Origin of the sequence: Pseudomonas canadensis, assembly GCF_000503215.1 — a bacterium.
GTDB lineage: Bacteria > Pseudomonadota > Gammaproteobacteria > Pseudomonadales > Pseudomonadaceae > Aquipseudomonas > Aquipseudomonas canadensis.
Genome location: NZ_KI628539.1, coordinates 520,501 through 541,698 on the forward strand (window position 1 = coordinate 520,501; position 21,198 = coordinate 541,698).

Annotated in this window: 23 protein-coding genes; 17 read left to right on the forward strand and 6 right to left on the reverse strand. The window is 58.5% G+C overall.

Annotated elements, in window-relative coordinates; all coding sequences use genetic code 11:
- Window positions 1-125: 125 nt before the first annotated feature.
- The 3 genes from U367_RS0125150 to U367_RS0125160 all read left to right on the forward strand — a co-directional run bounded on the left by U367_RS0125150 (window position 126) and on the right by U367_RS0125160 (window position 3,638).
- A complete protein-coding gene (locus tag U367_RS0125150; protein ID WP_028619064.1) occupies window positions 126-1,034 on the forward strand; it encodes a flagellar protein MotY in 909 nt (302 codons plus the stop codon).
- A 129-nt stretch (window positions 1,035-1,163) separates the two neighbouring features.
- Window positions 1,164-2,381: an argininosuccinate synthase gene (locus U367_RS0125155; RefSeq protein ID WP_010212738.1), complete on the forward strand. Its 1,218-nt coding sequence runs from the start codon at window positions 1,164-1,166 to the stop codon at window positions 2,379-2,381.
- Between the two features lie 624 nt (window positions 2,382-3,005).
- The gene (locus U367_RS0125160; protein WP_028619065.1) at window positions 3,006-3,638 is read left to right on the forward strand and encodes a response regulator transcription factor; all 633 of its coding nucleotides are present in this window, start codon (window positions 3,006-3,008) and stop codon (window positions 3,636-3,638) included.
- 84 nt (window positions 3,639-3,722) lie between these two features.
- On the opposite strand, the gene U367_RS0125165 is transcribed toward U367_RS0125160, so the two are convergent.
- The 4 genes from U367_RS0125165 to metG form a co-directional block, all read right to left on the reverse strand.
- Complete coding sequence (locus U367_RS0125165) at window positions 3,723-3,905, reverse strand: PA3496 family putative envelope integrity protein (protein ID WP_028619066.1); 183 nt, start codon at window positions 3,903-3,905, stop codon at window positions 3,723-3,725.
- Window positions 3,906-4,012: 107 nt separating this feature from the next.
- The gene (gene nth, locus U367_RS0125170; RefSeq protein WP_028619067.1) at window positions 4,013-4,651 is read right to left on the reverse strand and encodes an endonuclease III; all 639 of its coding nucleotides are present in this window, start codon (window positions 4,649-4,651) and stop codon (window positions 4,013-4,015) included.
- A 58-nt stretch (window positions 4,652-4,709) separates the two neighbouring features.
- A complete protein-coding gene (rsxB, locus tag U367_RS0125175) occupies window positions 4,710-5,666 on the reverse strand; it encodes an electron transport complex subunit RsxB (RefSeq protein WP_028619068.1) in 957 nt (318 codons plus the stop codon).
- A gap of 208 nt (window positions 5,667-5,874) precedes the next feature.
- On the reverse strand, window positions 5,875-7,926 hold the full coding sequence (metG, locus tag U367_RS0125180; protein ID WP_028619069.1) for a methionine--tRNA ligase: 2,052 nt from the start codon (window positions 7,924-7,926) through the stop codon (window positions 5,875-5,877).
- A 171-nt stretch (window positions 7,927-8,097) separates the two neighbouring features.
- Between metG and apbC the strand changes: the two genes are divergently transcribed.
- A complete protein-coding gene (gene apbC, locus U367_RS0125185; protein ID WP_028619070.1) occupies window positions 8,098-9,192 on the forward strand; it encodes an iron-sulfur cluster carrier protein ApbC in 1,095 nt (364 codons plus the stop codon).
- Window positions 9,193-9,684: 492 nt separating this feature from the next.
- Here the strand turns inward: apbC and fdxA are convergent, their stop codons facing one another.
- Both fdxA and mutS read right to left on the reverse strand, forming a co-directional pair.
- Window positions 9,685-10,008 (reverse strand): ferredoxin FdxA, encoded by a 324-nt coding sequence (gene fdxA, locus U367_RS0125190; protein ID WP_003208688.1) that lies wholly within the window; start codon window positions 10,006-10,008, stop codon window positions 9,685-9,687.
- Window positions 10,009-10,150: 142 nt separating this feature from the next.
- Complete coding sequence (gene mutS, locus U367_RS0125195; protein ID WP_028619071.1) at window positions 10,151-12,742, reverse strand: DNA mismatch repair protein MutS; 2,592 nt, start codon at window positions 12,740-12,742, stop codon at window positions 10,151-10,153.
- A gap of 210 nt (window positions 12,743-12,952) precedes the next feature.
- Between mutS and U367_RS0125200 the strand changes: the two genes are divergently transcribed.
- From U367_RS0125200 to U367_RS0125260, 13 genes are all read left to right on the forward strand, one after another.
- Entirely contained in the window at window positions 12,953-13,687 is a 735-nt protein-coding gene (locus tag U367_RS0125200; RefSeq protein ID WP_016977944.1) for a LexA family transcriptional regulator, read from the forward strand.
- Between the two features lie 596 nt (window positions 13,688-14,283).
- Window positions 14,284-14,628, forward strand: coding sequence for a phage holin family protein (locus U367_RS0125205; RefSeq protein WP_028619072.1), 345 nt, complete (start codon window positions 14,284-14,286; stop codon window positions 14,626-14,628).
- 21 nt (window positions 14,629-14,649) lie between these two features.
- Window positions 14,650-15,165: a hypothetical protein gene (locus tag U367_RS0125210; protein ID WP_028619073.1), complete on the forward strand. Its 516-nt coding sequence runs from the start codon at window positions 14,650-14,652 to the stop codon at window positions 15,163-15,165.
- Window positions 15,166-15,168: 3 nt separating this feature from the next.
- Entirely contained in the window at window positions 15,169-15,780 is a 612-nt protein-coding gene (locus U367_RS0125215; RefSeq protein WP_028619074.1) for a phage baseplate assembly protein V, read from the forward strand.
- A 9-nt stretch (window positions 15,781-15,789) separates the two neighbouring features.
- Window positions 15,790-16,122: a phage baseplate protein gene (locus U367_RS0125220; RefSeq protein ID WP_028619075.1), complete on the forward strand. Its 333-nt coding sequence runs from the start codon at window positions 15,790-15,792 to the stop codon at window positions 16,120-16,122.
- Window positions 16,119-17,114, forward strand: a complete 996-nt coding sequence (locus U367_RS0125225; protein ID WP_028619076.1) for a baseplate J/gp47 family protein — start codon at window positions 16,119-16,121, stop codon at window positions 17,112-17,114. Before U367_RS0125220 ends, U367_RS0125225 begins: the two co-directional genes overlap by 4 nt.
- The gene (locus U367_RS0125230) at window positions 17,111-17,749 is read left to right on the forward strand and encodes a phage tail protein I (RefSeq protein ID WP_028619077.1); all 639 of its coding nucleotides are present in this window, start codon (window positions 17,111-17,113) and stop codon (window positions 17,747-17,749) included. Before U367_RS0125225 ends, U367_RS0125230 begins: the two co-directional genes overlap by 4 nt.
- A complete protein-coding gene (locus U367_RS0125235) occupies window positions 17,746-18,276 on the forward strand; it encodes a hypothetical protein (RefSeq protein ID WP_028619078.1) in 531 nt (176 codons plus the stop codon). Before U367_RS0125230 ends, U367_RS0125235 begins: the two co-directional genes overlap by 4 nt.
- A gap of 90 nt (window positions 18,277-18,366) precedes the next feature.
- A complete protein-coding gene (locus U367_RS0125240) occupies window positions 18,367-18,984 on the forward strand; it encodes a hypothetical protein (RefSeq protein ID WP_028619079.1) in 618 nt (205 codons plus the stop codon).
- A complete protein-coding gene (locus U367_RS0125245) occupies window positions 18,985-19,245 on the forward strand; it encodes a tail fiber assembly protein (protein WP_084651070.1) in 261 nt (86 codons plus the stop codon).
- A gap of 88 nt (window positions 19,246-19,333) precedes the next feature.
- Window positions 19,334-19,507 (forward strand): hypothetical protein, encoded by a 174-nt coding sequence (locus U367_RS1000000132100; RefSeq protein ID WP_162834932.1) that lies wholly within the window; start codon window positions 19,334-19,336, stop codon window positions 19,505-19,507.
- Window positions 19,508-19,509: 2 nt separating this feature from the next.
- On the forward strand, window positions 19,510-20,676 hold the full coding sequence (locus U367_RS0125255) for a phage tail sheath protein (protein WP_028619081.1): 1,167 nt from the start codon (window positions 19,510-19,512) through the stop codon (window positions 20,674-20,676).
- On the forward strand, window positions 20,676-21,182 hold the full coding sequence (locus U367_RS0125260) for a phage major tail tube protein (protein ID WP_028619082.1): 507 nt from the start codon (window positions 20,676-20,678) through the stop codon (window positions 21,180-21,182). Before U367_RS0125255 ends, U367_RS0125260 begins: the two co-directional genes overlap by 1 nt.
- The last annotated feature ends 16 nt before the right edge of the window (window positions 21,183-21,198 follow it).

A 21,198-nucleotide genomic window follows, 5' to 3' on the forward strand; every position in this document is an offset into this window, starting at 1 on the left:
ATGCTACCGGAAAAGACGCTTTCAGGCACTCGCTATCAAGTTTTGCAGGATGCAACCGATAGCCTTTGGTATGCCTTATCGATGTATGACGCTTTGAAGTGTTGTAGAAACCAGTGGAGCCTCACGTGCGCCAGCAATATCTAGCCCTGCTCAGTGTGTTCGCCAGCCTGCCTGCGATGGCCCTCACGTTCCAGACACGTCTGGAGAATATTGAGTGGAAGGTGGAAGGCGACCAGTTCGAGTGCCGCTTGACCCAGCCAATCACCGATTTCGGTTCGGGTGAGTTCGTGCGCCGGGCCGGAGAGCAGGCGACATTTCGTCTGAAAGCCTACAACGGCTCGCTGGGAGCCGGTTCGGCCACGTTGCTGGCCGCCGCTGCGCCGTGGCAGCCGGGGCGAGGCGATATCAACCTCGGCGCCGTGCGTGCCGGCAGTGGCGATGTACTGTTCAACAGCTCCCAGGCCCAGGCCGGGCGCCTGTTCAATGGCTTGCTGGAAGGGCGCAGCCCGACCGTGCGGCACTATGGGCGTGAAGGCGGCTATTCGGAAATCCGGCTGCTGCCGGTTAAATTCAACAAGGCCTACAACGATTACCAGCTGTGCACCGCCAAGCTGTTGCCGATGAATTATGACCAGGTCAAACAGACTGAAGTCGGTTTCCCGGGGGGCGGAATCGAGCTGGACGCGGTCGCCAAGAAGAAACTCGACGTGATTCTCGCGTTCATGAAAGCCGACCCCACCGTCAACCATATCGAGTTGAACGGTCATTCGGACAACAGCGGCAACCGACTCACCAACCGCGACGTCTCGCGCCGTCGCGGCCTGGCGGTCATGGACTACTTCAAGGCCAACGGTATCCCGGAATCGCAGATCACCCTGCGTTTCCACGGCGAAAGCTACCCATTGGCGCCCAACACCAATGCGGCCAACCGGGCACGCAACCGCCGCGTGAATATTCAGCTAGAGCGCGTGGCTGCCCCCGAGAAACCGGCCCCCACGGCCACCGGCCCAAGCAACCCCGCGCACACCTCCTAAGGTGCGACCCTCGGTCGCCCGTTCGACATAATCTGTCGCTTTATCTTCATTTGCTGTCGCGCCCCTGTAAATTCGCGGTTTTGGTCGGTAGAATCGACGCCTTTCCGTACAACCCCGTGGAGTGATGGCATGGCCGACGTAAACAAGGTCGTTCTCGCGTATTCCGGCGGCCTGGACACTTCGGTGATCCTCAAGTGGCTGCAGGATACTTATAACTGTGAAGTGGTGACCTTCACCGCTGACCTGGGTCAGGGCGAAGAGGTCGAACCTGCACGTGCCAAGGCGCAAGCCATGGGCGTGAAAGAGATCTACATTGACGACCTGCGCGAAGAGTTCGTCCGCGATTTCGTTTTCCCGATGTTTCGCGCCAACACCGTCTACGAAGGCGAGTACCTGCTGGGTACCTCCATCGCACGTCCGCTGATCGCCAAACGCCTGATCGAAATCGCCAACGAAACCGGCGCCGACGCCATTTCCCATGGCGCTACCGGCAAGGGCAACGACCAGGTGCGTTTCGAACTGGGTGCCTACGCGCTCAAGCCTGGCGTGAAAGTGATTGCCCCTTGGCGTGAATGGGACCTGCTGTCCCGTGAAAAGCTGATGGATTACGCTGAGAAGCACGCAATCCCGATCGAGCGCCACGGCAAGAAGAAGTCCCCGTACTCGATGGACGCCAACCTGCTGCACATCTCCTATGAAGGCGGCGTGCTGGAAGACACCTGGACCGAGCACGAAGAAGACATGTGGAAGTGGACCGTCTCCCCGGAGAACGCTCCCGACAAGCCGCAATACCTGGAACTGACCTACCGCAACGGCGACATCGTCGCGCTGGACGGCGTCGAGATGACTCCGGCCACCGTACTGGCGACCTTGAACCGTATCGGTGGTGAACACGGTATCGGCCGTCTCGACATCGTCGAGAACCGTTACGTGGGCATGAAGTCCCGCGGCTGCTACGAAACCCCAGGCGGCACCATCATGCTGCGCGCCCACCGCGCCATCGAGTCCATCACCCTGGACCGTGAAGTGGCTCACCTCAAAGACGAGCTGATGCCCAAGTACGCCAGCCTGATCTACACCGGCTACTGGTGGAGCCCTGAGCGTCTGATGCTGCAACAGATGATCGACGCTTCCCAGGTTCACGTGAACGGCGTTGTGCGCCTGAAGCTGTACAAGGGCAACGTGATCGTTACCGGTCGCAAGTCCGATGAATCGCTGTTCGACGCCAACATCGCCACCTTTGAAGAGGACGGCGGCGCTTACAACCAGGCGGACGCGGCAGGCTTTATCAAGTTGAACGCATTGCGCATGCGCATTGCGGCCAACAAAGGTCGCTCGCTGTTCTAAGTCTCAACGTGTTGTGAAGAATGGCCCCTTGCTAAAGGGGCCATTTTTTTTGCCTGTGATTCTGTGAAGACTTTTATGTTTATAACGATTTAAACAGCCGTAGATGTTTTTCCTCAAAACCTTTATCAAAAATGGGGTTTGAATGAATTGTTGTTCAAATGTTGTAGGGGGAATGAATTTTTTACATCTATGTAGGAACTGGTCTTACAGATAATTCACTCATACAAGTGCGGAGAAGAGACAAAACACTGAATGGTCTGTAGGAATTAAGGATGTAAGTGAATATGTTAAATGGAACTAAAGCAGACGCCTCATTCTGGCCGTTTCCCCCTGCGGCGGGCGAGAGACAAGGGGCATTTCCTGAGAGTCATGTGCGGCACGTTTACCCAGCCCCCTATAAGCCACGGATATTTCACACAAAGTATGTAGGCCCCCGGAAAGTTCTGAAAGGATCCATAAAACCTGATCCCTCCGAGAGGGCGTTTTTTTGTAGGGCAATTCCTTTATCGCTGTGGGGTGGGTCTCTGCTTGCTGTTGCTTGGGGGGTAACGCTATGCCAACTAGGAAACGACTAGGCTATTGTGCTTGCTCTAAATAATTCGAACAGCGAAATTGGACTTTCTCATGAATAAAGTGCTGATCGTGGATGATCATCCCGTCATTCGTCTTGCTGTGCGTATGCTAATGGAACGTCATGGTTATGAGGTCGTTGCCGAGACCGATAACGGTGTCGATGCGTTGCAACTTGCGCGGGAGCATATGCCGGACATAGTGATACTGGACATCGGTATTCCAAAACTTGACGGCCTGGAAGTTATTTGCCGGTTGTCTTCCACCAAGCAGGCTGTGCCATTCAAGGTGCTGGTCCTCACATCTCAGGCCCCTGGTCACTTTTCCATGCGTTGCATGCAGGCGGGAGCGGCAGGCTACGTTTGCAAGCAACAGGACCTGACCGAGTTGCTGAGTGCTATCAAGGCGGTCCTGTCGGGCTACAGCTATTTCCCGAACCAGGCGCTCAACTCGGTACGCTCCACCATGGGCAATGCCAGCGAGGCCGATATGGTCGAGCGCCTCTCCGGGCGAGAAATGATGGTATTGCAGCAGTTGGCGCGGGGCAGGACCAACAAGGAGATTGCCGACGGCATGTTTCTCAGCAACAAGACCGTCAGCACCTACAAGACGCGTTTGCTGCTCAAGCTCAATGCGCGTTCGCTGGTGGACCTGATCGAGCTGGCCCAGCGTAACGGCTTGGTATAGAGGAGGGCATAGCACAGCGTATTGCCCGGGGCACCGGCAGAAAAAAGCCTCCGCGAAGGAGGCTTCCGGCTGTCGATCGCTCGATCAGAGGTCGAAGTCGTAATCGGCCAGCTGTTTTTGCAAGCGTCGTTCTTCCAGAAGATTATCGATAGTGCGGCGTTTGCTTAAATTGGTCTTGGCCACCTCTGCCACAGGCGCCTCTGCCCCATCGTCGTCCGACTCAACGAGGTCGTCTTCCACTTCCAGTTGCTCTTTGCCAGTGCTCATAAGGTTCACTCCGGGCTAAGACTGCCGTTGGCGCTCCTTATAACGATAATCCATGATCCGGTAAAAAAGATTTTTTCAATCGATTGATCGAGAAAATCAATGATCTGTCAATCGTCGGACGTCTTGTCCTTGTATTCGCACAGGTCTTCGATGCGACAGCTGCCGCAGCGCGGCTTGCGGGCCTGACAAACGTAGCGGCCATGAAGGATCAGCCAGTGATGGGAATCCAGCAGGTAGGGCTTGGGCACAAACTTCATCAGCTGCTTTTCCACCTCTACCACGTTCTTGCCACGGGCGATGCCGGTTCGATTGCTGACCCGGAAGATATGGGTGTCCACCGCCATGGTCAGTTGCCGGAACGCGGTGTTGAGCACCACGTTGGCGGTTTTTCGCCCGACGCCTGGCAGGGCTTCCAAAGCTTCGCGGGTTTGCGGCACTTCACTGCCGTGCAGTTCCACCAGCAGGCGGCAAGTCTCGATGACGTTCTTGGCCTTGCTGTTGTACAGGCCAATGGTCTTGATGTATTCCGACAGCCCATCCACACCCAATGCATGGATTGCTTCGGGAGTATTCGCCACAGGGTACAGCTTGGCTGTGGCCTTGTTCACGCCGACGTCCGTGGATTGCGCCGACAGGATCACCGCAATCAGCAACTCGAACGGCGTGGTGTAGGCCAGTTCGGTCTTGGGTTCTGGATTGTCTTCGTGGAGCCTGCGGAAAATTTCCAGGCGTTTTGCGGCGTTCATGGGGTGGGGTTTCCCTGGCAGTCGATCGGCGGGATTGTAGCAATACAGGTTTTGCGGGTCAGGTGTTGCCGTGGGCATCCACTTGGCGCTGCGCCTCGTCTAAGTTGTGTTGCGCCTCGGCCAGTTGTTGCGGGCTGGCGTTTAAGTCATGGGCTTTCTTCAATTCCACGCGGCGCATTGCCAGCTGGATTTTCGCGCGCTTCAGGTCGGCAGTATTCGAAGTCGTACCTACTGCCTTCGGTGCGGTGCCCAGTTCCAGCGCGGTCAGCGCTTGCTCAGCCGCTTCGAACTGCTGCTGCAGGACGATCAACTGCGACTGTTGATCAAAGGTTGGTGGGTGGCCGAAGGCCTTCAAGGATTTATGCAGTTGTGCGCGACTCATGGCGACCGTGATTTTGGCTTTCTTGATCGCTGCGTCCTGTGCTGTACCGACTGGCACAGGTAAATCCGGTACTGAGCGTTTGGCCCGAGCCAGGCGTTCAGCGAGCTTCTGCGCTTCTTCCCGTTGCAGTCGTGCGTTGCGTTGTTCATAACGGCGTCTTGCCCGGTCGCGCTTGAGAGCTCGTCCTTGCCGTTGCTGATCGTTGGTGGCCAGGCCACCCACAATCGGTAATACGGTGGCGGTCGGACGCATTTCAATGCAGTCAACGGGGCAGGGCGCGACGCAGAGGTCGCAACCGGTGCACTCATCGACGATGACCGTGTGCATCAGCTTGGCTGCGCCGACAATGGCATCCACCGGGCAGGCCTGGATGCACTTGGTGCAACCAATGCACTCGGCCTCGCGGATATAGGCGATCTGGGGCGGAGCTTCCCCTCGGCTGATATCCAGTTCCAGCACCGGCACGCGCAACAATTGCGCAAGACCCGCAATGGTTTCCTGTCCCCCGGGCGGGCACTTGTTGATCGCTTCGCCTTGAGCAATACCCTCAGCATAAGGTTTGCAGCCTGGATGCCCGCATTTGCCGCATTGGGTCTGCGGCAGCAGCGCGTCGATACGTTGAATGAGGTTCATGGGATGATCATGGACATGCCGGTTAAGCAAACTGGGCTGGGGTGGTTGCGCTTTCTTGTGGTGAGCGGGCTTGCCCCGCGCTGGGGCACGAAGCGGCCCCATCATTGCCACCACGGTTTTTACAGATAGAACCGGGTGCCTGGTCTTAGGGCCGCTTCGCAGCCCCGCGCGGGGCAAGCCCGCTCACCACAAACACAAACTTTGCAGGCTACTTGATCCGTTGGCCCGGCTTCGCACCACTGTCAGGACTGAGCAGGTAGATCTCTTCCCCACCCGGGCCGGCCGCCATCACCATGCCCTCGGACATGCCGAACTTCATTTTCCGAGGCTTGAGGTTGGCGATCATCATGGTCAGGCGACCATCCAGCTTGGATGGGTCCGGATAAGCGCTCTTGATGCCGGAGAACACGTTGCGTTGCTCGCCACCGAGGTCCAGGGTCAGGCGCAGTAGCTTGTCGGCACCCTCCACGGCTTCGGCCTTGACGATCAGCGCAACACGCAGGTCTACGGCAGCGAAAGCATCAAAGTCGATTTCCGCAGAAATCGGATCTTTGGCCAACTCACCATTGCCCGCGGGCGCAGCCGAACCGGTATCGGTCTGGCTGGCGACCAAGTCTTCTTTCGAAGCGTCGGTCATCGCCTGGACTTTGACCGGGTCGATACGGGTCATCAGCGGCTTGAACTCGTTCAACTGATGGTTGCTGAGCAGCGTGGTGTGATCGTTCCAGGTCAGCGGCGCCACGTTGAGGAACGCCTCGGCGTCGGCGGCCAACAACGGCAGCACCGGCTTGAGGAATATCACCAGTTGGCGGAACAGATTGACACCCGTGGCGCAGATCGCCTGCACTTCCGCCTGCTTGCCTTCCTGTTTGTTCAGCGACCACGGTGCCTTGTCGGCGATCCAGGCGTTGGCACGGTCGGCCAGGCCCATGATCTCGCGCATGGCACGGGCAAAGTCGCGGGCTTCATAGGCATCGGCGATGCTTGGCGCAGCGGCCAGGAAGGCGTCGGTCAGTTCCGGAGCGGCGTTCTCGGCCACCAGCAGGCCAGCGTTGCCCTTGTGGATAAACCCGGCACAACGGCTGGCAATGTTGACAACCTTGCCGACCAGATCCGAGTTGACCTTCTGTACGAAGTCTTCCAGGTTCAGGTCCAGGTCATCGACGCCACGTCCCAGTTTGGAGGCGTAGTAGTAGCGCAGGTATTCCGGCGACAGGTGGTCCAGGTAGGTGCGCGCCTTGATAAAGGTGCCACGGGACTTGGACATCTTCTGGCCGTTGACCGTCAGGTAGCCGTGCACCGCGATGGCGGTCGGCTTGCGATAGCCCGAACCTTCAAGCATTGCCGGCCAGAACAGCGCGTGGAAGTTGACGATGTCCTTGCCGATGAAGTGGTACAGCTCAGCAGTGGAATCCTTGTTCCAGAACGCGTCGAAGTCCAGCCCCGGCGTGCGGTCGCACAGGTTCTTGAAGCTGGCCATGTAGCCGATCGGCGCGTCCAGCCACACGTAGAAGTACTTGCCCGGCTCGCCCGGGATTTCGAAGCCGAAGTACGGCGCATCGCGGGAGATGTCCCACTGCTGCAGGCCGCTGTCGAGCCATTCGGAGAGTTTGTTGGCCACGGCGTCCTGCAAGGTGCCGCTTCGGGTCCAGGTTTGCAGCATCTGCTGGAAATCCGGGAGCTTGAAGAAGAAATGCTGGGAGTCCTTGAGCACCGGGGTGGCGCCAGAGATTGCCGACTTAGGGTTCTTCAGCTCGGTGGGCGCGTAGGTCGCACCGCATTTCTCGCAGTTGTCGCCGTATTGGTCTTCAGTGCCGCATTTCGGGCAGGTGCCCTTGATGAAGCGGTCGGCTAGGAACATTTTCTTTTCCGGGTCGAAATACTGGGTCACCGAACGCTGGTCGATATGCCCGGCTTCTTTCAAGCGCAGGTAGATCTGGCTCGACAGCTCGCGGTTTTCTTCGGAGTGGGTCGAGTGGAAGTTGTCGAAATCCACCAGGAACTCGGCAAAGTCGGCGCTGTGTTCAGCCTGCACGTTGGCGATCAGTTGTTCCGGGGTGATCCCTTCCTTTTCGGCGCGCAACATGATGGCCGAACCGTGGGCGTCGTCCGCGCAGACATAAATGCATTGGTTGCCACGATGCTTCTGAAAGCGCACCCACATATCGGTCTGGATGTACTCAAGCATATGGCCAAGATGGATGGAACCATTGGCATAGGGCAGGGCGCTGGTGACGAGGATCTTGCGTGGCTCGGACATGGGGCTCGGCTACTTGATGAAACGGAGGTCGGCCACTATAAAGCGCCGGGAAATATATTTCACCCCGTGGCGCTGTTTCAGAATCTTCCGAACCTGCGAAAGCATGCCGTAACGCCGCTGGAACGGTTAGGATAGCCGCCTGTTTCAGTCAGTCTTTTTCGGGAGTAGCCCATGAGCGCCGTCAATCGCGCAGCGGTGGAAGCCGTGCTTCGCCAGTACACCGACCCTTATTTGAACCAGGACCCGGTCAGTGCCGGCTGTGTGCGTGCCATCGACGTCCAGGGCGACCAAGTGTCGGTCCAGTTGGAACTGGGTTATGCCGCCGGTCTGTTCAAGAGCGGTTGGGCGCAGATGCTGCAGATGGCCATCGAGGGCTTGGACGGCGTGCGTTCGGCCAAGGTCGACATCCAGTGTGTGATCGCCGCGCACAAGGCCCAGGCGCAAATCCCTGGGCTGGCCAACGTCAAGAACGTGGTGGCTGTGGCCTCCGGCAAGGGCGGCGTGGGCAAATCCACCACGGCGGCCAACCTGGCCCTGGCCCTGGCCCGCGAAGGCGCACGCGTGGGCATCCTTGATGCGGATATCTACGGCCCGAGCCAAGGCGTGATGTTTGGCATCGCCGAGGGCACACGGCCTAAGGTCAAGGATCAGAAGTGGTTCGTGCCGATCGAGTCCCTGGGCGTGGAAGTGATGTCGATGGCCTTCCTTACCGATGACAACACGCCGATGGTCTGGCGCGGGCCGATGGTCTCCGGCGCCTTGCTGCAATTGGTCACCCAGACCGCCTGGGGCGACCTGGACTACCTGGTGATCGACATGCCCCCAGGCACCGGTGATATCCAGCTGACCCTGGCGCAGAAAGTCCCGGTGGCTGGCTCGGTGATCGTCACCACGCCCCAGGACCTGGCATTGCTCGACGCGAGAAAAGGCGTGGAAATGTTCCGCAAGGTCAATATCCCGGTGCTGGGCGTGGTGGAGAACATGGCCGTGCACATCTGTTCCAACTGCGGCCACGCCGAGCATCTGTTCGGTGAAGGCGGTGGCGAGAAGCTGGCCACCCAGTACGGGGTGGAACTGCTGGCTTCGTTGCCACTGTCGATGGTGATTCGTGAACAGGCGGACGGTGGCAAGCCGACTGTTGCGGCGGACCCTGATGGCCAGATAGCCATGGTGTATCAGGAGCTGGCCCGCCATGTGGGCGCGCGTATCGTGCTGCAGGAAGCCGCTGCGCCGGCGATGCCGACCATCACCGTCAGCGACGACTGAGGGCATTGAAGGGAAAAAGCCTCGACGGTGTCGGGGCTTTTTCATGGCTGGACGGTGGTCAAGGCGGGTTTATTTCTCATTTACGCAATTGGTCGTGTAAGCATTTGCTTACTTTTTCGTAAGCGTTTGGTTTTTTTGCCTGCCAAGTACGTCCCAGATCGTCGAGAGTTTTTTCTATCCTGTTGAAAAATAACAATTAATTATTCTCTGCTGAGCATGAAAGCCTGTCCGTCGCAGCAATGGATCCCGTTGAACTTCCTTTGGAACTCTCTAACATCAGCCCTGTGTCCACGGATTGACACAGCCATCAAGGAACGATGGTTTAGGGAACGTCGCAGGATGCGATTCATCAGGATGATGAAAAGGAATACAGGGACTAGGGAAAAAATGTGGGCGGGTCATACCGCCCCTTTTTTTTGCCTGTAGGAAAGTGAAACCTGCTTTCCAGAAACGCAAAAAGGCCCGCAAGGGGCCTTTTGGGAGGCGACGCTATCAGCGCTCGAGGTCTGCAATCTTACCTTTTTTGCCATCCCACTCCGCTGCATCCGGCATCGGGTCTTTGCGTTCAGTGATATTCGGCCAGATTTCCGCCAACTCGACGTTCAACTGAATGAATTCCTGCATCTCTGCCGGGACTTCGTCCTCGGAGAAAATAGCGACGGCCGGGCATTCAGGTTCACACAGGGCGCAATCAATGCACTCGTCCGGGTGGATGACCAGGAAGTTCGGGCCTTCGTAGAAGCAGTCCACCGGACATACTTCCACGCAGTCGGTGTACTTGCACTTGATGCAGTTGTCGGTAACGACGAAGGTCATTTCTAATTCTCTCCTCAGGCGGCGGCGGCGAAACCCTTTGTGGCAGGGCTCGCGAGGTTCGGGAGCGATAGTCTGCAGGCCAGGCTAATAGCCTGCAGCATCCCAAACCGCGCGAGAGTCTACCAGCTTGCTGGCCTTAGCGTTATATCCGAGTCTTCAGTGCATATAACATTTCGAGCGCTTTTCGCGGCGTCAAGTCATCCAGGTCAAGCTTTGCCAACTCATCCAGCACCGGGTGGGGCAGGCTAGCGAACATGTCGCTCTGATGTGGCGCAGCCGGTTTGCTGGAGGCTTTGGCAGGGCTGGCGACCACGGTTTCATGGGGCAGCGCCGTGGTTTCCAGGCGGCTGAGGTGTTCGCGGGCGCGGGTGATTACGTCATTCGGCACGCCCGCCAGTTGGGCCACGGCCAGGCCGTAACTCTGGCTGGCTGGCCCCGGCAGCACGTGGTGCAGGAACACGATGCGCTCGTTGTGCTCAGTAGCGTTCAGGTGCACGTTGGCCACCAGTGGTTCGCTTTCCGGCAGCACGGTCAGCTCGAAATAGTGCGTGGCAAACAGCGTGTAGGCACGCAGATGCGCCAGGCGTTCGGCTGCCGCCCAGGCCAGGGACAGGCCGTCGAAGGTGCTGGTGCCGCGGCCCACTTCGTCCATCAGCACCAGGCTGCGTTCGGTGGCGTTATGCAGGATGTTGGCGGTTTCGCTCATTTCCACCATAAAGGTCGAACGGCCACCGGCCAGGTCGTCGCTGGAGCCGATCCGGGTGAAAATGCGGTCCACCAGGGAAAGCTCGCAACTGGCCGCCGGCACAAAGCTGCCGATATGCGCCAACAGCACGATCAATGCCGTCTGGCGCATATAGGTGGATTTACCGCCCATGTTCGGACCGGTGATCACCAGCATGCGGGTATCGTCGTCCAGCGACAGGTCGTTGGCGACGAACGGCGTGGTCAGCACCTGCTCTACGACCGGGTGGCGACCTTGCACGATGCGCATGCATGGCTCGCTGACAAAGCGCGGGCAGTTCAGGTCAAGGTTCAGCGCGCGCTCGGCCAGGTTGCTCAGCACATCCAGCTCGGCCAGGGCGGCGGCGGTATCCTGCAGCGGTGCCAACTGGCTGATCAGGTCTTCCAGCAGGTTCTCATAGAGCATCTTTTCCCGCGCCAGGGCACGGCTCTTGGCCGACAGTGCCTTGTCTTCGAACTCTTTCAGCTCTGGGGTGATAAACCGCTCGGCGCCTTTCAGTGTCTGGCGACGTTGATAGTCGATCGGCGCCGACTCGGCCTGCTTGCTCGGCAATTCGATGAAATAGCCGTGCACGCGGTTGTAGCCGACTTTCAGGTTGGCCAGGCCGGTACGGGCTTTTTCGCGGGCTTCCAGGTCAATCAGGAATTGGCCGGCGTTTTCGCTCAGGGCTTGCAGCTCGTCCAGCTCGCTGTCGTAACCGGTCTTCAGAACGCCGCCGTCACGGATGATTGCTGGCGGGTTGTCGATGATGGCTTTTTCCAGCAACGCCGCCAGTTCCGGGTAAGTACCGGCAGTGACCGCGAGCTGTTGCAGGTGCGGCGTGTCCAGTTCGGTCATCGCCGCTTGCAATTGTGGCAAGGCACCGAGGGCATCACGCAGGCGCGCCAAGTCACGCGGACGCGCGTTACGCAGGCCGATCCGTGCCAGGATGCGCTCGATATCGCCGATTTCCTTCAGCTGTGGCTGCAGCTTTTCAAAGCGATAGCCGTCCAGCAGGCACGTAATAGAAGTCTGACGCGCCTGCAGCACACTCAAGTCGCGTAGCGGACGATTCAACCAACGCGTCAGCAAGCGGCTGCCCATGGCGGTCTGGCAACGGTCGACCACTGATTGCAGAGTGTTGTCACGCCCGCCGGCCAGGTTGGTGTCCAGCTCCAGGTTGCGACGGCTCGCACCATCGAGTACCACGGTGTCGTCCAGACGCTCATGACGCAGGCTGCGCAAATGCGGCAGGGCGGTGCGCTGGGTTTCCTTGGCATAGCCCAGCAAGCAACCGGCGGCGCCGATGGCCAGGGTCAGGTTTTCGCAACCGAAGCCTTTAAGGTCTTGTACTGAGAACTGCTGGCACAGACTTTTCAGCGCCGAGTCACGCTCGAAATCCCACGGCGCACGGCGCTTGGCCCCACGGCGTTTTTCCGCCGGCAGATCCTTCGGCCAATCGTCCGGGATCAACAGCTCAACCGGGTTGATGCGCTCCAGCTCTGCCAGCAAGTTCTCCCAGCCCTTGATCTCCAGCACGCTGAAGTTGCCGCTGGTGATATCCAGCACCGACAGGCCAAACAGACGCTCATCACCCAACACCGCCGCAATCAGGTTATCGCGACGCTCATCCAGCAGCGCCTCATCACTCACCGTCCCCGGCGTAATAATGCGCACCACCTGACGTTCCACCGGCCCCTTGCTGGTGGCCGGGTCGCCGATCTGCTCACAGATCACCACCGACTCGCCCAGCTTCACCAGCTTGACCAAGTAACCTTCCAACGAATGGTAAGGAATCCCACACATCGGAATCGACTGCCCCGCCGACTGCCCACGCGCCGTCAGGGTGATATCCAGCAGCTTGGCGGCCTTCTTCGCGTCTTCGTAGAAGATCTCGTAGAAGTCGCCCATGCGGTAGAACATCAACTGATCAGGGTGCTGGTTCTTGAGGCGCCAGTACTGCTGCATCATTGGGGTGTGGGAGGACAGGTCTGAAGTGGTTTTACTCATTGGGTAGTAGGCAAATTCGTTGAAAGGAGTGGAGCAAAGGTGGGGCATTCCGCCCTGCGATTTTGCGATGGGCGCAAGGTTAACACGCGAGGTCTGCGGTTCGCAGTCCACATCACCACACTTAAAAGGGCCCAAGAAATGCATCGTTTATGCATAAATAATGCAAATTAGCATTTGCCAACCCCGAAATCTCCCGTCACTATCTGCGTTATGCAAAAACGCAACGTTTCTATCGTCTTACGCGAACTGCTGGACCGCGACCGGATCTCCCCCACGGAGCTTCACCGGCGTACCGGCGTGCCTCAATCCACGCTGTCCCGGATCCTCAGCGGCAAGATCGTTGATCCGTCGGACAAGCACATTTCCCGCATCGCCGAGTACTTCCGCGTGAGCACCGACCAACTGCGCGGGCGCGTGGCGGTGGGCGTTTCGCGGGAGGACGGGCGCGACCCGATGCATTCGGAACTCAAGGATATAAGCCTGTGGGACGATGACACCCCCGTTAATGATGACGAGGTGTCGATCCCCTTTCTGCGTGAGGTTGAATTGGCTGCTGGATCAGGAAGATTCGTCATCGAGGAAAGCGAGAAAGCCAGCCTGCGGTTCGGTAAGCGCAGCCTGCGGCATAACGGTGTGCAGTTCGACCAGGCCAAGTGCGTGACGGTACGCGGCAACAGCATGTTGCCGGTGCTGCGCGACGGCGCGACGGTCGGGGTGAATGCGGGCAAGAGTGGCATTGGTGACATCGTCGATGGTGACTTGTATGCCATCAACCACAACGGCCAGCTGCGGGTGAAACAGCTCTACCGCCTGCCTTCCGGGATTCGCCTGCGCAGTTTCAATCGCGATGAGCACCCGGATGAGGACTACAGCTTCCAGGATATCCAGGATGAGCAAATCAGTATCCTGGGTCATGTGTTCTGGTGGGGTATGTACGCCCGTTAACCTTCTTCTGTAAGACAAAGCCCGCCAACGAGCGGGCTTTTTTTCGCCTGGAAAAAACCACCAAACCCGCTGTCCACAAGGACGCAAATGCATTGGTGCATTTGCACGCTGAAAATAAATGCATTTGTGCATTGACTGTATATGCATACATGCATATTCTTCATCTCAAGCCAGCCAACAAGGTCTGGTGGAGGCGGCAAGGATGCTGCCAGTCAACACAAGGAAGTCACGCAGCACCGGCAAGGACGCCATCCAAGCGATGGCAAGGACGCCAGCAACACCGGCAAGGACGCCGACGCTCTTTAGTTTCACCGCTTAACAAACAGGCAGCGATGAACCGGCCTTAACGGTTCAGAGGGTTGGCAACTGACCCGGGTGTGCAGCGTAAAGCACCAGAAGCAGTTATCCGGCAGACAGGGATCGTGGTCGGAAAAACATCGAGGAAAGATCCGTACCGCGCCAGTCGCGCCGAAAGATCGAGTTTGGACCGCATTACTGAAAAGCCTGGGCAACCGGGCTTTTTGGAATGCCTACCTACACATGGATTTACCCAAGAGCCGGCCCCGTGCCGGTAGTGCTCAGCCAGGAGGCGTGACATGACAAACGAGCAGCAAGCGTTAGCGGAAATGCCTATCTGGCTGGTAATCGTACTGGCGCTGATCGGCGGTGTATCCGGCGAAATGTGGCGCGCCGATAAGGAGGGCGCCCGTGGTTGGTCGCTGATCCGGCGCCTGGCCCTGCGGTCCGGGGCGTGCATGGTCTGCGGGGTATCGGCATTGATGCTGTGCTACGCCGCCGGCATGTCGATCTGGACCGCTGGCGCCATTGGTTGCCTGACCGCCATGGCCGGTGCGGACGTGGCCATCGGCCTTTATGAACGCTGGGCGGCCAAGCGCATCGGGGTCAACGAGGCCCCTACCTCTCGCCCGGATCAGCAGTAATCGCTGCAAGGATGCAAGCAGATGACACTTCTCGAAAAACCTTCCCAGCTACCTGCGGCGATTGGGGACGCGCTAAAGAGCGCTTTCCCACAGCTGCACGTAGGCAATCACCAAGACTTTCCCGGAACAGGTGATAAAGCCGGCATTTTGATCAGCGTGGAGCGCAACGGTCCGGGCGTGCGCTCCCTTGCAGGGCGCAAGGCGCATGCCTTGTCGGTTTCACTCAAGGCCATGGTTGCTATCGGGTCGGCACCTTTTGATGCCTGCGACTTGGCCAGCCAATTGATGGATCTGACCCTGGATAACCGCTGGGGCCTCCCGCCTGATCAGTGCGACCTGCCTGCCGCCATTGTCGCAGCCCCTTCCGCGCCCACCAGTGCAGAAACGGACTACGACACCTGGACGGTTTCCTTCACCCAAAACCTCTACCTCGGACCATTACTGCTCGAAGATCCTACAGGCAAGCCTTTATTTGCCCGCACCTGGGAAGTCTCCGATATCAACGATCCGGATCAATATCGCCCCTTGCAGGAGTAATCCATGTTCGATGCATTGCTACGTATGCAACTGGGGCCGATTGTCGAGCGCCTGGCAGAAATGGAGGCTCAGTTGGAGGACCTGTATCGGCGCGCCGAAAGCTTCTGTCGGATTGGTGTATGCCAGGAAGTCGACGCCGCGAGTAACACCTGCAAGGTCAGTCACGGCGACTTGCTCAGCCCGGCGATCCGGTTTTTCAACCCGAGCGCTGGGGCACAAACGGAAACACGCATTCCCTCTGTCGGCGAACACTGTCTGCTGCTCAATTATGGCGGCGGGGAAGGGGGGACACAGTCCGTAGCCTTATTCGGCCTCAACAGTAGTCTCTTTCCGCCTGTTTCTAGTGTTGCATCGCTGACACGGCGTCGCCATCAGGACGGCACCCAAAGCGACTACGACGACGCCAGTCACACCTTCAACTGGGTCAACGGTCCCACCACGTTCAGCGGCTCCCGCGAGCAGGTCGACCTCAAAGTCGGTGCCGCCAGCCTGACCCTGAACGCCAAGAGCATCACCCTGCAACTCGGCGCCACCGGCGTGTTGCTGGATGCCGCCGGCGTGCATTTGAGCGGCCCGGTGGTGGATCACCAGGGCCGCGTGATCAGCAGCGCATAAGGATTTGCCATGATCGGAATCGATAGGAACACCGGGGCAGCCGTCGATGACTGGCTGCAATTCGTGCAGCGCGCCACCCGAGCGCTGACCACCCCCGTCGGCACTCGGCAGAAACGCCCGTTGTACGGTTCGTTGATCCCACAACTGCTCGGCCAGAACCTGGGCGATGACCTGTTGATCCTCGCCCAAAGCCATGCCGCCCAGGCGTTTTACAACACGCAAAACGGCATCGCCGACTTCCAACCCCAGGTCATCGTCGCCACCCGGCAGGGCGCCGGGTTGTTGCTGCGTTTTGCGGGCACCTGGAAAAACCGCCAACAAACCTTCGAGGTCGTGACATGAGCATGTTGATCCCAGGCCAGAACCAACTGGCGGAACCGGCCATCATCACGGTCGATGAGTTTGAGCCTCTGCTGGCTGAGTTCAAGGCCTTCGTCGTCGATTACGTCGCCACCCGCGCGCCGCAAAGCGCCGCCAAACTCAAGGTCAGCCTCGACAATGAGAGCGAACTGCTGACCCTGGCCCTGGAAGCGTTTTGCGTGCGTCTGCAAACCCATGAGCGCAAGTACAACGCCCGCATCAAGCAGATGCTGGCGTGGTGGGCCACCGGCAGCAACCTGGACGCACGCCTGGCCGACATGGGCCTGGAGCGTCAAGTGCTCGATCCCGGCGACCCGGCGGCGTTCCCCCCCGTGCCGCCGATTCTAGAAAGCGACGACGACGCGCGTCTGCGTTATTACCTGGCCCCCCACGCCCCGGCAGCGGGTTCGCGCATGCAGTATCGCCGTGAGGTGTTCACCCTCGGCGAGCGGCCATCGGTCAATGTGCAAAGCGCCACCCCCGGTGTGGTGACCGTCAGCTACACCTTTGACCCGGACGGCTACGCAGCCCAGGTCAAGGACGGCAACGGCCGGCGTACCGCCCCAGGCGAGGTGATGGTCACCGTGCTTTCCAGGGAGGGCGATGGCACGGCCTCCGCCGATTTGCTTGACGGCGTGCGGCGACATTTCGCACGGCCGGATGTACGACCGGAGACTGATCTGGTCAGCGTCCAAAGCGCGCAGATTCAGCGCTACAAGATTCGCGTGGTAGCCAAGATCAACTCGGGTCCAGATTCAGGACTGACCCAAGTCGCAGCGCAAAAACTGCTGCAAACCTACGCCGACTCCTGCCATCGCCTGGAAGGCCGTGTCGACCCCAGCTGGATCGACTACGCCATCCACAGCGCCGGCGCCGCGCAACTGCAGATCCTCGAACCGCTGGAGCCGATCATCAGCACGGCCTTCCAGGCTCCGTATTGCGCGGGTGTCGAGGTGGAGGTGCGTACGTTATGAGTGCGCCTAAAGCGAGCCTGTTGCCGGCCAATAGCTCCCCGCTGGAAAAAGCTCTGGACCTCGGGTTTGGCAAGCTGCTGGACCGAGTAAGTCCGCCGTTTTCGGCCTTGATGAATCCGCTGCAAACGCCCACCGCGTTTCTTCCATATCTGGCCGCCGACCGTGGCGTCAGTGAATGGGATGCTGACGCCAGTGAGGCAGAAAAACGCCTGACCGTGGCGTTGTCCTGGCAGATACAGCGCCAGGCCGGGACACCGAAGGCGCTGAGTCATGCGGTGGAGTCATTGGGTTTCACCCCCAACATTAGCGCCTGGTATCAGCAACGGCCCTTGGGCGTGCCTTACACCTTTGACGTGCAGGCGATCATCGGGCGCAGTTGGTCCAGCGGTGACCACAACCGGCTGATCCGCCGCATCAATGCCGCGCAAAGTGAACGGGACCTGGCAACGATTACCATCGTTCTCGAAACCCAAGGGCACCTTGCATTTACTCAAGTCGCACATGCTTCGCTGAGTGATGCTGAGTTGTCTCTAACCAGTGCACTACCAGAGTTGGCGTTGGCTGCTCGGCTTAACAGTGTCGGGACTACCTGTCACTACACCATTAACGACTACGACCTCAGGGCGCAGCCATGACAGATGACATTACGCGCCTGGTGCGCTTCACCTCCAAGGGTTTGGATGAAGTGCTGCAGGCGAAGAACCAAGGCTTGAAAGGTGAAATCACCCACATCGGCGCCGGTACCGGCCGCTACCACCCTGACGGCTCGGAAATAGCCTTGCGCGATGAGCGCCAGCGGGTCGCCATTGTGGATTACGAGGACCTCGGCAATCGTCAGCTCAGGATGGCTGCGCTGTTCGATGGCGAGGGTGAGTATGAAATTGGCGAGTTCGGTTTTTATCTCGCCAGTGGGACCTTGCTGGCAGTGTATTCCGTGGCTGGCAAGTTGCTGACGTATAAAGCGGCGGCGGCGCGGGTGCTGCAAAAGTTCACGCTGGATATTGCGCCGTTGCCGGCGGACAGCGTGACGATTGTGGTGGGTGACGAGAATTTGAATATCCTTATCGCTGAAGAATTGGCCGCAGTGGCGACTGCCAATATAGATAATATGGCTCGTCATCTCGGTGTTTTATTTCGCGTCATAACACTTGAGTTCAAATAGTTTTACAGGCTTGTTTAGTGATGGAGTGACGTGGTCGTGGTTCTCTGTATTGATTGAATAGTCTAAAAACGAGTTTAAGGAGTAAGTGCTTTGAGTACGGAAACGCAAATCGCTAGTTTGGTTCAGGCCTCTAACAACCTGACCAACACTGTAAATGGAAAAATCGGCGCAATCGATGCGCGCATGGATCAGGCGCGCGCAGAGTTTGATCAGTTTCGAGCGCTCAAGGATGTAGTTGGTGAGGCAGGCCAGCCTGGAACATTGCTGATGAGCGTCTTTCAGGGACTTATCTGGGGAACCGGAGCACCTTACAACGTAGGGGCAACGGGTGGGATGGTTGCTACTGACCTGGGTTCGTCGATGAATGTATACGCTCACTTCAAATTGCCTTTTTCTATTAATACGGATGATCAGATGTTTTGGCTGAATATTCGTGGCTATAGCTATGGCAGCTCTTTGGTGATGGACGAGACGTTCGCCGGCTATGTCTATGCACCGCAGCGAGCCGTCATTAATCAATCGTGCTTTGGTAAGTTCGATCCAAGCATTTATGCAGATTCGGCGGGTAATGCTGTTTGCCGGATCAAGATTCCCAATGTGTATGTGACGTCGCTGAGGATTGATACGATGCAGATTGGTCGCTATCGGTCGATTAAGCTTGGGGACATTCAATCAAAACTTTCTCTTTCGCCAACGGTGGTTTTTTAAATGAGTGAGATGTCTATGGACGTTGTTCCGTCCCTTGTTCTTAATAAGGAAGGTTTGGAGTTTTTGCAGTGGTCGTCTATTCGTGTTCGCCGCGATCAGCTGTTGCGTGAGTCCGATCATACTCAAGTTCAGGACAGCCCATTGAATGAGGGGCAGCGTGCTCAAGCTGCGGCATACCGCAAATTGTTGCGAGATGTCCCGCAAGATGTTGGAGACCCTTTCACCGTTGTATGGCCAGAAAAGCCGGGGTTCCTCAAATAATCGATATGCCGCGAAAGCGGTTTTTTTTCGCCTTCCCAAAGCCCCTCCCGCAGGGGCTTTGGCGTTTTCCACCCGGAGATTTCCCCTCATGCAAAACCGCCAAATCTACACCGTCCTCATCCCATTCCCCACCGGGGGCGGCCATTGGTCCACCGTCGGCGAAGAACTAAACCTGCTGGACGTCGAAGCATCCGCCCTGCGCACCGCCGGCCGCCTGGAACTGACCAGCGTCCTCAACTCCACCCCAAAGAAGGCTGACTAACCATGGCTGAGGTTTTGAACTTCGAGCACAACGGCATCACCGTGAATGCCACCGAATCGCCCGAGGCCATGGGTGGCCTGGGCGACAACGTGATCGGCCTGGTCGGCACTGCGCCGAACGCCCATGTGTCGATCCCGAAGAATGCGCCGTTTCGCATCAACAGTTTCACCACCCAGGCGCTGCTGGACCCGACCGGCACTGAGTCGGGCACGTTGTTCCATGCCGTGTACCAGATCCTCAAAGTGGTGAAGGTGCCGGTCTATGTGGTGATCGTGGAGGAGGGTGCCACCCCGGCGGACACGCTCAATAACGTGATCGGCGGCGACGAGCCGGTGACCGGTCGCAAGCTGGGCCTGGCCGCACTGGCCAGCGTACCGGAAGACCTGACCATCATTGGCGCCCCCGGCTTCACCGGCACCAAGGCCGTGGCCGGTGAGTTCGCCTCGTTCGGCAAACGCATCAAAGCCCGCGTGGTGTTGGATGGCAAAGACGTAAGCGTCGCCGACCAAGTGACCTACAGCGGTGAACTGGGCGGTGCCGACCTCGGCTTCGACCGTTGCCTGCTGGTGCACAACATGCCGTCGGTGTACTCCAAGGCGGCGAAGAAAAACGTATTCCTCGCGCCGTCGTCCCTGGCCATCGCGGCACTGGCCAAGGTCAAGCAATGGGAGAGTCCAGGCAACCAGGTGACGTTCGCCGAGGACGTTTCCCGCGTCGTCGAGTACAACATCCTCGACACCTCCACCGAAGGCGACCTGCTCAACCGCTACGGCGTGAGCTACTACGCCCGCACCATTCTCGGCGGCTTCTCGCTGCTGGGTAACCGTTCTATCACCGGCAAGTTCATCAGCTACGTCGGCCTCGAAGACGCGATCAGCCGCAAGCTGGTCAAGGCCGGCCAGAAAGCCATGGCCAAGAACCTCACCAAGTCCTTCATGGACCAGGAGGTCAAGCGCATCAACGACTGGCTGCAAACCCTGGTCGCCGACGAAACCATCCCCGGCGGCAGCGTGTACCTGCACCCGGAATTGAACAGTGTCGAGAAGTACAAGAACGGCACTTGGTTCATCGTCATCGACTACGGCCGCTACGCGCCGAACGAACACATGATTTATCAACTCAATGCCCGCGATGAAATCATCGAGCAGTTCCTGGAGGACGTTCTCTAATGTTTACCAACCGAGTCAGACAGGCCATTGCGGCCACCCTTCAAGGTTTGCCGTTGTCCGCGACGGTTGAGGAATTCACCCCGCCAAAGATCGAATTCGACATGGAACCCATGACAGGCGGGCGTTTCATTGCCGAGGAAATGGCCAAGAGCGGCAAGGTACTCGGCGCCAAGTTGATCCTGCAAGGTGCGGGCCCGGAAATCATGCTGGCGTTGGGCGTGCGCCTGGGTGACGACATTCTGCTCAACGTGCGCGAGGCTGGTCAGGACCAGGACGGCAAGACCTACTTCACCTACCACACCGTGGGCGGCAAGCTCAAATCCCTGGAAGAAGCGAAGCTGAAAATGGGCGATAAACCCACCACCACCCTGGAACTCTCCTGCCGCACCTACAACCGCCTGGAAAACGGCATTCCGGTGATCGACATCGACGTGCGTACCCAGAAATTCGTGCTCAACGGCGTCGACATTCTCGGCGACGCCCGCCGCGCCGTGCTGATGCCTTAAAGCCCACACGCGCCCT

Bases quoted from the DNA above. Each gene is read 5' to 3' on its own strand.
- U367_RS0125155 (WP_010212738.1), top strand. From the start codon at position 1,164: ATGGCCGACGTAAACAAGGTCGTTCTCGCGTATTCCGGCGGCCTGGAC.
- U367_RS0125160 (WP_028619065.1), top strand. From the start codon at position 3,006: ATGAATAAAGTGCTGATCGTGGATGATCATCCCGTCATTCGTCTTGCT.
- U367_RS0125165 (WP_028619066.1), bottom strand. From the start codon at position 3,905: ATGAGCACTGGCAAAGAGCAACTGGAAGTGGAAGACGACCTCGTTGAG.
- nth (WP_028619067.1), bottom strand. From the start codon at position 4,651: ATGAACGCCGCAAAACGCCTGGAAATTTTCCGCAGGCTCCACGAAGAC.
- rsxB (WP_028619068.1), bottom strand. From the start codon at position 5,666: ATGAACCTCATTCAACGTATCGACGCGCTGCTGCCGCAGACCCAATGC.
- metG (WP_028619069.1), bottom strand. From the start codon at position 7,926: ATGTCCGAGCCACGCAAGATCCTCGTCACCAGCGCCCTGCCCTATGCC.
- apbC (WP_028619070.1), top strand. From the start codon at position 8,098: ATGAGCGCCGTCAATCGCGCAGCGGTGGAAGCCGTGCTTCGCCAGTAC.
- fdxA (WP_003208688.1), bottom strand. From the start codon at position 10,008: ATGACCTTCGTCGTTACCGACAACTGCATCAAGTGCAAGTACACCGAC.
- mutS (WP_028619071.1), bottom strand. From the start codon at position 12,742: ATGAGTAAAACCACTTCAGACCTGTCCTCCCACACCCCAATGATGCAG.
- U367_RS0125200 (WP_016977944.1), top strand. From the start codon at position 12,953: ATGCAAAAACGCAACGTTTCTATCGTCTTACGCGAACTGCTGGACCGC.
- U367_RS0125205 (WP_028619072.1), top strand. From the start codon at position 14,284: ATGACAAACGAGCAGCAAGCGTTAGCGGAAATGCCTATCTGGCTGGTA.
- U367_RS0125210 (WP_028619073.1), top strand. From the start codon at position 14,650: ATGACACTTCTCGAAAAACCTTCCCAGCTACCTGCGGCGATTGGGGAC.
- U367_RS0125215 (WP_028619074.1), top strand. From the start codon at position 15,169: ATGTTCGATGCATTGCTACGTATGCAACTGGGGCCGATTGTCGAGCGC.
- U367_RS0125220 (WP_028619075.1), top strand. From the start codon at position 15,790: ATGATCGGAATCGATAGGAACACCGGGGCAGCCGTCGATGACTGGCTG.
- U367_RS0125225 (WP_028619076.1), top strand. From the start codon at position 16,119: ATGAGCATGTTGATCCCAGGCCAGAACCAACTGGCGGAACCGGCCATC.
- U367_RS0125230 (WP_028619077.1), top strand. From the start codon at position 17,111: ATGAGTGCGCCTAAAGCGAGCCTGTTGCCGGCCAATAGCTCCCCGCTG.
- U367_RS0125235 (WP_028619078.1), top strand. From the start codon at position 17,746: ATGACAGATGACATTACGCGCCTGGTGCGCTTCACCTCCAAGGGTTTG.
- U367_RS0125245 (WP_084651070.1), top strand. From the start codon at position 18,985: ATGAGTGAGATGTCTATGGACGTTGTTCCGTCCCTTGTTCTTAATAAG.
- U367_RS1000000132100 (WP_162834932.1), top strand. From the start codon at position 19,334: ATGCAAAACCGCCAAATCTACACCGTCCTCATCCCATTCCCCACCGGG.
- U367_RS0125255 (WP_028619081.1), top strand. From the start codon at position 19,510: ATGGCTGAGGTTTTGAACTTCGAGCACAACGGCATCACCGTGAATGCC.
- U367_RS0125260 (WP_028619082.1), top strand. From the start codon at position 20,676: ATGTTTACCAACCGAGTCAGACAGGCCATTGCGGCCACCCTTCAAGGT.